This window comes from Dyella sp. (assembly GCF_036568765.1).
GTDB lineage: Bacteria > Pseudomonadota > Gammaproteobacteria > Xanthomonadales > Rhodanobacteraceae > GSA-30.
On record NZ_DATCRY010000077.1, the window covers coordinates 1 to 13,236 of the forward strand.

General features: G+C 62.8%; 11 protein-coding genes. 5 read left to right on the forward strand and 6 right to left on the reverse strand.

The features are described 5' to 3' along the window. On the forward strand, positions 1-1,352 hold a 1,352-nt coding region (locus VIM98_RS05815), incomplete at its 5' end, for a helix-hairpin-helix domain-containing protein (RefSeq protein WP_331992151.1). Positions 1,353-1,545: 193 nt separating this feature from the next. Continuing rightward, positions 1,546-3,396, forward strand: coding sequence for an autotransporter outer membrane beta-barrel domain-containing protein (locus tag VIM98_RS05820; protein WP_331992152.1), 1,851 nt, complete (start codon positions 1,546-1,548; stop codon positions 3,394-3,396). A 144-nt stretch (positions 3,397-3,540) separates the two neighbouring features. On the opposite strand, the gene VIM98_RS05825 is transcribed toward VIM98_RS05820, so the two are convergent. After that, on the reverse strand, positions 3,541-4,419 hold the full coding sequence (locus tag VIM98_RS05825; protein ID WP_331992153.1) for a DUF1481 domain-containing protein: 879 nt from the start codon (positions 4,417-4,419) through the stop codon (positions 3,541-3,543). A 475-nt stretch (positions 4,420-4,894) separates the two neighbouring features. Between VIM98_RS05825 and VIM98_RS05830 the strand changes: the two genes are divergently transcribed. Further along, positions 4,895-5,464: a transcriptional regulator gene (locus VIM98_RS05830; RefSeq protein ID WP_331992154.1), complete on the forward strand. Its 570-nt coding sequence runs from the start codon at positions 4,895-4,897 to the stop codon at positions 5,462-5,464. A 117-nt stretch (positions 5,465-5,581) separates the two neighbouring features. Here VIM98_RS05830 and glyS read toward each other — a convergent pair whose 3' ends face one another. Together glyS and glyQ are read right to left on the reverse strand one after the other, a co-directional pair. Then, positions 5,582-7,732: a glycine--tRNA ligase subunit beta gene (glyS, locus tag VIM98_RS05835; RefSeq protein WP_331992155.1), complete on the reverse strand. Its 2,151-nt coding sequence runs from the start codon at positions 7,730-7,732 to the stop codon at positions 5,582-5,584. Continuing rightward, positions 7,729-8,640 (reverse strand): glycine--tRNA ligase subunit alpha, encoded by a 912-nt coding sequence (glyQ, locus tag VIM98_RS05840; RefSeq protein WP_331992156.1) that lies wholly within the window; start codon positions 8,638-8,640, stop codon positions 7,729-7,731. The genes glyS and glyQ overlap by 4 nt, the downstream gene beginning before the upstream one ends. A 91-nt stretch (positions 8,641-8,731) precedes the next feature. Between glyQ and VIM98_RS05845 the strand changes: the two genes are divergently transcribed. Next, positions 8,732-10,558, forward strand: a complete 1,827-nt coding sequence (locus VIM98_RS05845; RefSeq protein ID WP_331992157.1) for a GspE/PulE family protein — start codon at positions 8,732-8,734, stop codon at positions 10,556-10,558. Positions 10,559-10,566: 8 nt separating this feature from the next. After that, on the forward strand, positions 10,567-11,298 hold the full coding sequence (locus VIM98_RS05850) for a glutamine amidotransferase (RefSeq protein WP_331992158.1): 732 nt from the start codon (positions 10,567-10,569) through the stop codon (positions 11,296-11,298). A gap of 8 nt (positions 11,299-11,306) precedes the next feature. Here VIM98_RS05850 and VIM98_RS05855 read toward each other — a convergent pair whose 3' ends face one another. The 3 genes from VIM98_RS05855 to VIM98_RS05865 form a co-directional block, all read right to left on the reverse strand. Further along, positions 11,307-11,630 (reverse strand): DUF1820 family protein, encoded by a 324-nt coding sequence (locus VIM98_RS05855; protein ID WP_331992159.1) that lies wholly within the window; start codon positions 11,628-11,630, stop codon positions 11,307-11,309. A 10-nt stretch (positions 11,631-11,640) separates the two neighbouring features. Further along, on the reverse strand, positions 11,641-12,324 hold the full coding sequence (locus tag VIM98_RS05860) for a rhomboid family intramembrane serine protease (protein WP_331992160.1): 684 nt from the start codon (positions 12,322-12,324) through the stop codon (positions 11,641-11,643). A 145-nt stretch (positions 12,325-12,469) separates the two neighbouring features. Next, the gene (locus VIM98_RS05865; RefSeq protein WP_331992161.1) at positions 12,470-12,895 is read right to left on the reverse strand and encodes a hypothetical protein; all 426 of its coding nucleotides are present in this window, start codon (positions 12,893-12,895) and stop codon (positions 12,470-12,472) included. Positions 12,896-13,236 lie beyond the last annotated feature (341 nt).

A 13,236-nucleotide genomic window follows, 5' to 3' on the forward strand; every position in this document is an offset into this window, starting at 1 on the left:
GACTGGACCCGGGCATCCGTACCGGCGTCAAGGTGGCGGTTGTCGACGCGACCGGCAAAGTGCTGGCTACCGACACCATTTATCCGCATGAGCCACGCAACCAGTGGGATCAGTCGATCGCACGCCTGGCGGTGCTGAGCAAGCAGCATGGCGTGAACCTGATCGCGATCGGCAACGGTACCGCCTCGCGCGAGACCGACAAGCTCGCCGGCGAGCTGATGAAGAAACACGCGGATCTGAAGCTGTCCAAGATCGTGGTCAGCGAAGCCGGTGCCTCCGTGTATTCGGCTTCGGAAGTCGCCGCCAAGGAATTCCCGGATCTGGACGTCAGCCTGCGTGGCGCGGTTTCCATCGCGCGCCGCCTGCAGGATCCGCTCGCCGAGCTGGTGAAGATCGAACCGAAGGCGATCGGCGTGGGCCAATACCAGCACGACGTCAACCAGGTGAAACTCGCACGCGCGCTGGACGCGCGCGTCGAGGACTGCGTGAATGCGGTCGGTGTCGATGCCAATACGGCCTCGGCAGCCCTGCTCTCGCGCGTGGCCGGCCTGTCGCCGTCGGTGGCCGAGAACGTGGTGAAGTACCGCGATGCCAACGGCCCGTACGCCAACCGCCAAGCTTTGCTCAAGGTGCCGCGACTGGGCGACAAAGCTTTTGAACAGTGTGCCGGCTTCCTGCGCGTGGCGCATGGCGACAATCCGCTCGATGCCAGCGCCGTGCATCCGGAAGCTTATCCGGTGGTCGAGCGGATCATCGCCCAATGCGGTCGCGAAGTGCGCAACATCATCGGCGACAGCAGCTTCCTTCGTGGTCTCAAGCCCGAGCAGTTCACCGACGAGCGCTTCGGTGTGCCGACTGTGCGCGACATCCTCAAGGAACTGGAAAAGCCCGGCCGCGATCCGCGTCCCGAATTCGTCGCGCCGAGCTTCGCCGAAGGCGTGGAAGAGCTCAAAGACCTGCGCCCGGGCATGATCCTGGAAGGCCGCGTCACTAACGTGGCGGCCTTCGGTGCTTTCGTCGACATCGGCGTGCATCAGGATGGCCTGGTCCATGTGTCCGCGCTCTCGCACACCTTCGTCAAGGATCCGCGCGATGCAGTCAAAGCGGGCGACATCGTCAAGGTCAAGGTGATGGAGGTGGACTTGCCGCGCCAGCGCATCGGCCTGTCGATGCGCCTGGACGACGAACCGGGCCAGGCCCGAGGCGGCAAGCCTTCGGCCGAGGCCGGCAAGGGTGGCGGTCCACGCGATCCGCGTGGCGGTGGCCGCCCGGGCGGCGGCGCTCCCAAGCCCGCGCCCGCACCGGCCAATAGCGCGTTCGCCGACGCGCTGTCGCGCGCGATGAAGCGCTGAAACGGTAGTTTCAAAAGCAACCCGGGCGCTCGCCGCGTCCGGGTTCGGGCTCAAATGCCCACGCCGTGGGGGAACCGGAGGCCACGGCAAGCGAGCGTTTCAAGCACCGTTACGTCGCAGCGCAGCATGCGCGGACGTACGGAGTGCATTACCGTAACAAACCAATAACAAAACCCTGCAAGGAGCGTTATCCATGCCCCGCACTCGTTATCTGACCGGCGCGATTACTGCCGCGCTGCTTTTCAGCTCTGCCGCTTCCGCCTCCCAGTTCGACAAAGTCGTCGTTTTCGGCGACAGCCTGAGCGATGCGGGCAACATTTCGCTGGCCACCGCTCCACAGGTGCAACCGCCGCTGCGCTTCACCACCAATCCTGGCGTGACGGCAGCGGAAATTCTCGCCGCCAATCTCGGTATGCCGGTTACGCCCTCGCTGGTAGGCGGCACTGACTTTGCTTTCGGTGGCGCAGGCTTGAACAACAATTCCTCGGCCGGCCCGATCCCGACGATTCCGCAGCAATTGCAGATGTACCTGACCGCGACCGGCGGCAAGGCCGATCCTCGCACGCTGTACCAGATGTGGGGCGGCGCCAACGACATCTTCTACCTCACCGCCACCTCGACCGACCCGAATGTGCTGGCCGCAGGCACGGCGGCCGCCGCGGCCACCGAAGTGCAGACGCTCGGCGCGCTGAAGGCCGCCGGCGCCAAGTACGTCGTGGTCTACAACCTGCCCGACATCGGCAAGACGCCGGAAAGCATCGCCGGCGGTCCGGCGGCGCAGGCCGGCGGTACGCAGCTGTCGCTCGTTTTCAATGGCGTGCTCAATGCCGGCATCACTCAGCTGAGCAACAGTGGCCTGAACATCATTCCGGTCAATACCTTCGCCCTGCTCAACGAAGTGATTGCCAACCCGGGTGCCTACGGGTTCACCAATGTCACGCAGCCCGCGTGCGGCGCCGGCTCCAGCTCGGTGCAATGCGGCCCTGCCGGATCGGGCCTGCCCTTCACTTATCCGCAGGGCGCCAACCAGACCTACTTGTTCGCTGACGGCGTGCATCCGACCACGGCAGCGCATGCACTGCTCGGCCAGTACGTCACCTCGGTGATCCGCGCACCCGGTCAGATCTCGCTGCTGGGCGAAGCCCCGCTGGCGGCCAACCAGGCACAGAACCGCGCGATCCGTAACCAGATGCTGGCCGACGAAACCGGCGCCGGCACGCGCTTCTTCGCCAATGTCGATTACTCGCACCAGCGCTTCGACGGTCAGGATATGTCACCGAAGACCACCTCGAACAATGTCGACCTGACCCTCGGCGCGGACGCCAAGGTCAACGAAAACGTCTCGCTGGGCGTCGCGCTGGGCATCGGCCAGCACAATAGCGATTTCGCTGGCGGCGGCGGTTACAAGCTGCAGGACATCAGCGGTATCGGCTATGCGACGTACTACGCTGGCGGTGCCTATGTCGGCGGCTACGTCAACTTCGCCCAGTCGAACTTCTCGGACATCGACCGTCGCATCCAGCTCGGCACGAATCTGCGTGGCGAGACCGGCAAGGACGACGGCTCGCGCGTCGGCGGCGGTTTCACCGGCGGTTACTGGTTCACCTTCGACAGTCTCCGCACCGGTCCGTTCGCCAACGTCGATTGGCAGACGGTCAAGCTCGACAGCTACAACGAAAGCGGTCAGGACAGCACGGCGATGACCTTCGGCAGTCAGCATCGCGATTCGCTGATTTCCACGCTTGGCTGGCGCCTGCAGGGCAACTGGGCGTCGGGCAGCATCACGTGGTCGCCTTATGCCGAAATCGCCTGGAACCACGATAGCAAGGCCGACCCGCGGATGGTCTCCGCCGGCTTGGTCAGCATGCCGGGCGAATTCTCGATCATCGGCTACACCCCGGATAAAACCTGGGGCACGGCGGATGTCGGCGTGAACGCGAAGTTCTCGGAAAACCTGAGCGCGTGGGTCGGTTACAGCGGCCGGTTCAAGGACGACAGCCAAAAGTACAACAGCCTGAACCTGGGCCTGCGCTACGGATTTTGATGAGCAAACCGGGTCGCGCACTGGCGCGATCCGGTGAAGAAAAAAAGCCCGCGAGCCTTACGGTTCGCGGGCTTTTGCTTTCTTGCCTAACGCCTGACAGCGAGCGACCTCACAGGGCTCGCGCGAGGCGCGAGCCGACCTCACTCACTTATTCTTACCGCCTGTCGCCAGGCTCAGGATCGACTGCGCCTGCTTCTGCAGGTCGGCCGCGTCATCGTCGCCCAGCGAATCGATCTTGCCACCGGCCTCGCGCTGCTTGAGCACCACCTTGCCATCAGGAGTCCAGCCGGCACGCAGCGTCGAGCTCGGCTTGGCGTCTTTGCCGGACTTCTTCTGCTGCACGACAACCCACGGCTTGCCGTCCTTATAGGCATAGTCGGTGCTGGTGAAACCCTTGTCGCCGTAGTCGACCTGCTCTCGGATGAACTTCACATTGCCGCCTTCGCGGAACACCTGCCAGCCACGCGAAACATCCTTATCCAGCTTGGTACCGGTAGCGATCTTCATGCCGCCGATGTGCGCCTGCACGTCCTTGAACGCGGCCAGTTCCTTGTCGCCTGCGGTCTGCACCGGCGAGAGGACGATCGAGACCTGGTTGGGGGCGCCCTTGGTCAACACCGGCGACTGCAGGGCCGGCGCGTACTTGTGCTCGCCATCGGTCAGCACGACCTGCACGTTGTAACCGTTGGCCGGCACGACGTCGGACGGATTGAACGTCAGCTCGAACGATTGCGGCATGCTGGTCACCGGCGCGATCGTCTTGGTCGCGAGCGAGGTGGCGCCACCTTCGGTGGACACGTCGACCAGGCTGATTTCCAGCTTGGCATCCGGCGACAGCTGCACCGGGTTCTGCAAAGAAACCGTACCGGTAACGGTATTGCCCGACTGCGCGGGAGCGGCCGCGCTGTTGCCAGCCGCAGGGGCATTATCCGCCGCCGGCTGCTGCGACGTATCGGAGGAAGAATTGCAACCGGCCAGCGCCAGGGCTGCAACCGACATCAGCGACCAAACGATCCTGCGCATTGAGGGACCTCAATCTCTATCGATGAATCAAAACGTGAGAAGCCTCGCCGCGTCGGAACGGGCCGTGGATTTTCACGGGGGAAGCTCAAAGGATAGCCCAAAGAGCACCTGTGCAAAAGTCAATAAAACCAGTGCCATCCATGGAGTTACCGCAATAAGCATAGTTTCTTTCGCAACCATCCCGAAAGTCTCATTGCCTGGCGAGACCAGAGAGGAGCAATATCTTACGTGAAACAAAATTCATGTTGCCGGGTATACAGCGAGTAAACCAAATGCCAACTCGGTCGTTATTCATTGCGACCGTATCCGCAAGACCCACGGATGGATCGTGGCGAGCCTCGTTGTGCATAAGCTTTCGGCACGTGAGCATGGGGCTTTAGTTCGCTGTAATCCATAAAGGTTTTGACTCCAGGGAAGCATCGCGGCGAAAACAAGGAAATATCCCACTCCCCGTCCACGTTTGTTGGAAATTGCGATGAACACGCAAAAGACTACGCATCTCGTCGAAGTCCAGAGCAGTACCTTTGCCGACCGTATTAAAGTGCTGATCCAGCGGGTCGGTAGCGTCACCGAAATCGCGCGAATGTGCGGTTTCTCCGAAGGCGTTGTGCGTAGCTGGCGTGACGGCAACACCGACCCGTCCCGCGCGCGTTGCGTCACCCTGGCCAAGACGCTGGGCATTTCGCTGGTGTGGCTGGTTGCCGGCGAAGGCACGATCCAGACCGAAGCACTCGCTCAGGGTGAAGAGCTCTCCGGTACGGAAAGCTCGCTGGCCCAGCGCCACCGCTCCAAGCTGCGCACTGCCGCCGATACGCTGCAAGCCAGCGGCGTGGCCATGGATCCGACCCGCCTGAACACCGCCCTGCGCATCCTGCAATCCGAACTGGATCTGGCCGAGAGCCGCCTGACCCTGGCCGAGAATGCGGACTTGCTGGCCGAGTTGTACGACATCCTGGGCCCGAATGGAGACGTGGATGCCGCGGCCATGGTGGCATTCAATCACCGGCTGGGCGATCGCATTCGCCGGAACCGTTCGGCAGCCTAGTCTGTAATGTCGGCTCGCGCCTGGCGCGGGCCTGTGAGGAGAAAAAGCCCGTGATCCGAATGGTTCTCGGGCTTTCGCTTTTTCGCCTCACGCCTGACGGCCGCGCCGCGGCCGACCTCATCCCAGCTTCGCTATATCCGCGATCGCCGCAAACTGCGCCTTCAGCTGCCCCAGCAGGGCAAGGCGATTGGCACGCACCGCCGGATCGTCCGCGTTGACCAGCACATCGTCGAAGAACGCGTCCACCGGCACCTGCAGTTGCGCCAGGCGCGTAAGTACCGCAGTGTAGTCGCCAGCCTGGAGCGGCGCGGCGGTATCGGCTGTGGCAGCGACCAGGGCATCGGCGAGATGGCGTTCGGCGTCCTGCTCGAAATGCTTCGGATCGACCGCGCTGCCGACCGGCGGCGCACCGGCTTCCTCGGCCTGTTTGCGCAGGATATTCGCCACGCGCTTGTTGGCGGCGGCGAGACTGGCCGCTTCCGGCCGACGGCCGAATTCGGCAACCGCGCGCAGACGGCGATCGAAATCGGCCAGGCTGGCAGGCTGTACGGCGAGCACAGCCTCGAACTGCTCGCCGGTGAAACCCTGTTCGGCGTAATAGCCGCGTAGACGCTCCAGCACGAAGTCGTACAGCTCGGCAGCCAGTTCGGCGCGACGCTTGCCGGCATCCAACGGCGGCGCCTTGCCGTCCTTGCTTGGCTTGATGCCTGCGGCCAAAGCATTTTCGGGCAACAGTTCCAGCGCTTCGCGCAGGCTGCCCTTCAGATCCAGCTCGATACCGCCTTCGATCAGGGTGCGCGCCAGACCCAATGCAGCACGGCGCAACGCGAACGGATCCTTGTTGCCGCTAGGCTTCATGCCGACGGCGAAGATGCCGGCCAGGGTATCCAGGCGCTCGGCTATAGCCAGCACTTGGCCGACCTTGCCTGTCGCAACGGCATCACCGGCGAAGCGCGGCTGGTAATAGCTATCCAGGGCATCGGCCACCTCGGCTGGCTCGCCGTGATGCGTGGCGTAGTAGCGCCCCATTACGCCTTGCAACTCGGGGAACTCGCCGACCATGCGGCTGAGCAGATCGCACTTGCTCAGTGCCGCCGCACGCGTAGCCTGCCCCGCATCGACACCGATGCGGTTGGCGATCACGCGCGCCAGTTCGGCTACGCGAATGCTCTTGTCCCAGAGGCTGCCGAGCGCCTGCTGGTAGGTTACGTTCTTCAGGCCTTCCTGGTAGTCGGCCAGCGGCGCCTTCAAATCCTCGTCCCAGAAGAACTTGGCGTCGGCGAAGCGCGGGCGAATCACACGCTCATAACCCTTGCGGATCTCGCTCGGCTGCTTGCTGTCGATATTGGCGATGCCGATGAAATGCTCGGTGAGTTTGCCGCCTGCATCGAACACGGGTACGAACTTCTGATTGGCTTCCATCGTGGTCACGAGGGCTTCCGGCGGCACGGCCAGGAATTCGCGCTCGAAAGTGCAGGCAATCGCTACCGGCCACTCGGTGAGATTGGCGATCTCATCGAGCAATGCCTCGTCCAGCCGAGGCACACCACCGGTTTGCGTGGCCACCCGCGCGACCTCGTCGACGATGCGTTGCCGCCGCTCGCGCGGATCGGCCAGCACCTTGGCCGCACGCATGTGATCCAGCCAGCCATCGGCATCGGCAATGTGCACTGGCTGCGGATGCATGAAACGATGGCCGCGCGATTGGCGACCGCTCTTCAGCCCGAGTACCGCGCCATCGACGATGTCGGAGCCATGCAGCATCACCAGCCAGTGCGCAGGGCGCACGAAGCTGTAATCGTGGTCGGCCCAGCGCATCGGCTTGGGGATCGGCAGCCCCTTGAGCGCCTCTTCGACGATCTCCGGCAGCAACGCGGCGACCGGTTGCCCGGGCTTTACGGCCCGGAACACAAACCAGGCGCCCTTGTCGGTTTCCACTTGCTCGAGCTGTTCGACCGTGACACCGCACGATTGCGCGAAACCTTGCAATGCCTTGCTCGGCTGACCCTGCGCATCGAGCGCGGCATTCACGGCCGGACCGCGACGCTCGATGGCCTGTTCCGGCTGATACGACGCTACGCCGGGGATATGGACGGCCAGGCGGCGCGGCGACGCATAGGTCATGGCGCTATCGAGCGCCGCGTCGATGCCACGTTTGGCCAGACCGTCGCAAATGCCACGCGCGAAAGCGCCGGCCAGCTCGTCGAGTGCCTTCGGCGGCAGTTCTTCAGTACCCAGCTCGATCAGCAGCGATTTGGCGGCGCTCATGCAGCCTGCTCCTTGGTCTTGTTCTTTAATCCCGGGAATCCGAGCTTTTCGCGTTGCGCCACATAGGCTTCGGCCACGCTGCGCGCCAATGTGCGCACGCGCAGGATGTAACGCTGGCGCTCGGTCACGCTGATGGCGCGACGCGCATCGAGCAAATTGAAGGTATGACTGGCCTTCATCACCTGCTCGTAAGCCGGCAGCGGCAAGCCCGCGGCAATCAGCTGATTGGCGGTGGCCTCGCACACGTCGAACCAGCGCAGCAGCTCGGGCACATTGGCGTGCTCGAAGTTGTAGGTGCTCTGCTCGACTTCGTTCTGATGGAACACATCGCCGTAGGTCACGGTGCCGTGGGGGCCTTCGGTCCAGATCAGGTCGTAGACGTTGTCCACGTTCTGCAGGTACATCGCCAGACGCTCCAGACCGTAGGTGATTTCACCGGTCACCGGGCGACATTCCAGGCCGCCGGCCTGCTGGAAGTAGGTGAACTGAGTGACCTCCATGCCGTTGAGCCAGACTTCCCAGCCCAGGCCCCAGGCGCCCAGGGTCGGCGACTCCCAGTTGTCCTCGACGAAGCGCAGATCGTGGACCAGCGGATCCAGACCCAGCTCCTTGAGCGAGCCGATGTAGAGCTCGAGGATGTTTTCCGGGTTCGGCTTCATCACCACCTGGTACTGGTAGTAATGCTGCAGGCGATTGGGGTTCTCACCGTAGCGGCCGTCGGTCGGGCGCCGCGAGGGCTGAACGTAGGCGGCTGCCCAGGGCTCCGGACCCAGCGCGCGCAGGAAGGTAGCGGGATGGAACGTGCCGGCGCCCACCTCGGTATCGAGCGGCTGCAACAGCACACAACCCTGGCCCGCCCAGTAGCGGTTGAGGGTCTGGATCACATCCTGAAAAGTACGTGCGGACATGGCTTTCCGTGACCTGGAATAAAGCGGGTTAGTATAGCTCCGACACTTCCGCGGCCGGCACGATAGGCGCGGAACCTTCTGGAGATGTTCGATGGCCGCTTCGCCGCAAACCACCTCCCTGCTTGGCCGCCGCGGCAAGCTTTCGCTGGACGAGATGCTGGCCGCCCTGGTGGTGACCGGCCATGTGGCTGCCGACGATGCCAAGAATGTGCGCATGGGCTCGCGCGCCGGCCGCAGCACAGTCGAACTGCATCCCCTGGTAATCATCGCCAACGCCAAGCTGCCGAACCAGCGCGAGCCCGGACGCCCGCTCAGCGCCGAAGTGCTGACCGAATGGCTGGCCAATCAGGCCGAACTGCCGTACCTGAAGATCGACCCGATGAAGATCAATGTCGGTGCGGTCACCCAGGTCGTGAGCCATGCTTATGCGTTGCGCCACAAGATCCTCCCGGTGGCAACCGGTCCGGGCGAAGTGACGTTCGCCACCTGCGAGCCCTTCGACGGCGCCTGGGCCACCGACCTGGCGCACATGCTCAGGCGCGAAGTCCACCGCGTGGTCGCCAATCCGCTGGATATCAACCGCTATCTCCTGGAATTCTACGGCGTCCAGCGCTCGATCCAGATGGCGCAGGATGCCAAGGGTGCGGCCGGTGGCTACGACTCCTCTGCGATCCTCAATTTCGAGCAACTGGTCGAGCTGGGCAAAAGCGGCGAAGTGGGCGCAGACGATCGCCACGTCGTGCATATCGTCGACTGGTTGCTGCAGTACGCCTTCGAGCAGCGTGCATCGGACATTCATCTCGAGCCACGCCGCGATGCCGGCAAGATGCGCTTCCGCATCGACGGCATCATGCACAAGGTCTTCGAATTGCCACCGCCGGTGATGACGGCAGTGACGTCGCGCATCAAGATCCTTTCGCGTCTGGACGTGGCCGAAAAGCGCCGCCCGCAAGACGGTCGCATCAAGACCCGCTCGTCGGCCGGACGCGAGGTCGAACTGCGTATCTCGACCATGCCGACCGCGTTCGGCGAAAAAGTGGTGATGCGTATCTTCGACCCGGATATCGTCGCCAAAGACTTCGCTCAGCTCGGCTTCTCGACCAGCGAAGATGCCATCTGGCGCGGCATGGTCGAACGGCCGCACGGTATCGTGCTGGTCACCGGTCCGACCGGTTCGGGCAAGACCACCACGCTTTATTCCACGCTCAAGCATTTGGCCACGCCCTCGATCAACGTCTGTACCGTCGAAGACCCGATCGAAATGGTCAGCCCCGAGTTCAACCAGATGCAGGTGCAGCCGTCGATCGACCTGGATTTCGCCGCCGGCGTGCGCACGCTGCTGCGCCAGGACCCCGACATCATCATGGTCGGCGAAATTCGCGATCTGGAAACGGCACAGATGGCCGTACAGGCTTCGTTGACCGGACATCTGGTGTTATCCACCCTGCACACCAACGACGCGCCGAGTGCCGTGACGCGCCTGCTCGATCTCGGTGTGCCGCACTATCTGATCCAATCCACGCTTACCGGCGTCGTCGCGCAACGACTGGTGCGCACACTGTGTCCGCACTGCAAACAAGAAGCCCAGCAGGACCCGCACGAATGGACGGCGCTGACCCATGGCTGGGATCTTCCGGTGCCGGACAAGGTCTACAAACCGCTGGGCTGCCTGGAATGCCGCCATACCGGCTTCCTTGGACGCACCGGCGTGTATGAGATGATGCCGCTGTCCACGCGCCTGCGCGCGCTGATCACGCCGCAGCTCGACCTCGCCAACCTGGGTCGCGCTGCGCTGGAGACCGGTCTGCAGCCGCTGCGCATTTCCGCTGCCGCGCAAGTCGCACGCGGAGTCACCACGGTGCAGGAAGTGCTTACTGTGCTGCCGCCGCCGGAAACCGAGACCGTCGAAAACCCTTGAACCGCATCATGTCCGTGAAACCCGTCCTGATCATTCGTACTGGCCGCGCGCCCGATCCCATCCGAGCTCGCTTCGGCGATTTTCCTCATTGGTTCCGTGTCTCCACGCAATTGGCGCCAGAGCACGTTCGCGTAGTCGATGTGCAGGCCGGCGAGGCTTTGCCTCCTCCCAGGGAAGTAGCGGGTGCGCTGATCACGGGCTCGGCTTCGATGGTCACCGAGCGCCTGCCATGGAGCGAACGCACCGCCGGCTGGATCCGCGATGCCATGGATGCCGAGCTGCCACTATTCGGTGTGTGCTATGGGCACCAGTTGATGGCGCATGCGCTGGGCGGTCGCGTCGATTATCTGCCTGGCGGTCGTGAAATCGGTACGGTCGCACTGGAGACGATCGACGGAGCGCAGGGCGATACCCTCGCTGCAATACTGCCGCACCAGTTCCGCGCGCATGCCACGCACGAGCAGTCCGTGCTCGAAGCACCGAAAGGCTCGCAATCGCTGCTGCGCTCCGATCGTGACGGTAATCATTTGCTGCGTTATGGCGCCAACGCGGTCAGCGTACAGTTCCATCCGGAATTCAACGCCGATGTCATGCGCGCATATATTCATCGCAAGCGTCACGACATGCATCGCGAAGGCTTCGATCCGCACCATACCTATCGTCAGGTTGCGCCGACACCGATCGCACGGCGGTTGTTACGGCATTTCGCGCGGCATCACCGTCTACCGGGGCTTCGTTAAGCTGGCGATCAGCGCCGCGGCGGCATCGGAAACGGGGTAACGACTTTCTGGCCATCGCTGGCGTCGCGAATGGCCAACGCGCCCTTACGCTCGACTTCCTCGATCCGGATCACCGCTTGCATGGGCAGATGGAGCACGCGAGTGTCCTGGAATTCCTCACGCAGGCGCTCTTCGGTCGGATCGACCACGATGCCTTCGCCAGCCGGCTCGAATACCAGTTCGCCCACTTCGGTAAAGCCCCACAAGCTGCTCGACGCCACATGGCGTGCGTAAAGCTCGTAGCACTTGCCCAGATGCAGGAAGGTGACTTTGTAGAGTTTCTTGTTGCGCATGGTGGGTAGTTTAACCGCGCAGCCGTCGGGCAATCGCCGGCCGGGAGAGCAGAGCGAAGACGATGCCGAACAGGAAGCCTGCGATGTGGGTCCACCAGACCACCAGACCGTAACTAGGGCCGGCATAGCTGAACAGCAATTGCAGCAGCACCCAGATGCCGATCAGCAGAAAGGCCGGCACACGGACGAATTCCAGATACAAGCCCAGCGGTAGCACCAGGCCCAGGCGCGTCCGGGGGAAAAGTGCGATATAGGCGCCGAGAATGGCCGACACCGCGCCGCTGCAGCCGATGATCGGGGAGCGCACGCCGGCGAGCGAAATCGCACCGACCAGGTTGGCGAGGATGCCGCCGACGAGGAACAGCGCCAGGAAGCGCAAAGGACCGAGCGCTCGCTCCGCGGGCAAGCCGAAGATCACAAGGAACAGCAGGTTACCCAGAAGATGCAGCCATGCCAGGTGAATGAACAAGGCGGTGAACAGGCGCAGCAAAGCCGGATCGTGCAGTTGCTGCAGAATCGGCTCGTTCGCATCGAAAATGTTCGCCGGCACAGTGCCCCATTCCAGCCATAGCGAGATGCGCTGAGGTGCCGGCAGCAAGGCAAACGTGACGAAACTGACCACGCAGGCCACGACCAGCAGGACCGTAGCCCACTGTGGTTGAGTCCGTTGGCGAGTTTCTACATGGACGAACACGATGTGCTGAAGCTCCGTACGGCGGATTGGCCAAGCACATCATAGGAGAAGAAGGGCTCCGCCAGGAGGCAAATCCTGGCGTATTTGTAGGAATCGGCTTCAGCCGCCCAAGGGCAACCGCATCGCCGTTGATGTACGGTCCTGATCAACCATCTTGTAGCGTATATGTCCCGGTGTTCTGACGAACATCGGGTGCGATCGCGCCACTGTCCTGGGTGTAGATGAACGTACCGGTGTGTTGGGACAGACACACGAGGGTCAGCGTATAGGTGGAGAGCTGCCCGCCGAAGGATTCAGTCGCCGTAATTTGCCCCATGTTGTGAGCGAGCTTCCGATAGGTATACGTGCCGGGAAAGGCCTCGCCCGTGTTGAGAAGATGCGACGTGTAGGTCTCGGCGTCGAATTCCAACCTGTAGATATGGCCCGCATTGGGGTTTTGGCGAGAGTAGGCTTGCGAAACGGCGTTGGTGAACGTTCGCCCGTCGATCTGCGCTGGAACGTTGCAACGTGCGTAGGTCGTTTGTGCGGTGGCTGCCAGCAAGGTAAAGGTAATTAAACGCTTCATCGCCATCGTTTTGATCCTTGATGCGGAGTTCGGAGACACGGCGCGCCGTCTTGAATGCGATAGCGCGCGCAAGGGCGACCATAAGCGCGACGATGAATGATGCAAGTCAGTGAATAACTCAACTATCTGTTGGTTTTTTTCTTGCCTAGGACTTTTTGTTGTTGCTGCGGAGAACTTTCTTTGTGCGAGGTTTAGTCTGGGGTATGCGGTTCTACGGAGGTGCGGCTGAGGGTGAGAGGGTTCTTTTTCGTGCGGGGTTTCCCCCTCACCCCAGCCCTCTCCCCCGGCGAGCCAGGGGAGAGGGAGCGGACTGAGGCGAGCGTCAGTGCGTCGCACAGGCGTAAAGC

Coding starts and splice junctions, on each gene's coding strand:
- VIM98_RS05820 (WP_331992152.1), top strand. CDS start 1,546: ATGCCCCGCACTCGTTATCTGACCGGCGCGATTACTGCCGCGCTGCTT.
- VIM98_RS05825 (WP_331992153.1), bottom strand. CDS start 4,419: ATGCGCAGGATCGTTTGGTCGCTGATGTCGGTTGCAGCCCTGGCGCTG.
- VIM98_RS05830 (WP_331992154.1), top strand. CDS start 4,895: ATGAACACGCAAAAGACTACGCATCTCGTCGAAGTCCAGAGCAGTACC.
- glyS (WP_331992155.1), bottom strand. CDS start 7,732: ATGAGCGCCGCCAAATCGCTGCTGATCGAGCTGGGTACTGAAGAACTG.
- glyQ (WP_331992156.1), bottom strand. CDS start 8,640: ATGTCCGCACGTACTTTTCAGGATGTGATCCAGACCCTCAACCGCTAC.
- VIM98_RS05845 (WP_331992157.1), top strand. CDS start 8,732: ATGGCCGCTTCGCCGCAAACCACCTCCCTGCTTGGCCGCCGCGGCAAG.
- VIM98_RS05850 (WP_331992158.1), top strand. CDS start 10,567: ATGTCCGTGAAACCCGTCCTGATCATTCGTACTGGCCGCGCGCCCGAT.
- VIM98_RS05855 (WP_331992159.1), bottom strand. CDS start 11,630: ATGCGCAACAAGAAACTCTACAAAGTCACCTTCCTGCATCTGGGCAAG.
- VIM98_RS05865 (WP_331992161.1), bottom strand. CDS start 12,895: ATGGCGATGAAGCGTTTAATTACCTTTACCTTGCTGGCAGCCACCGCA.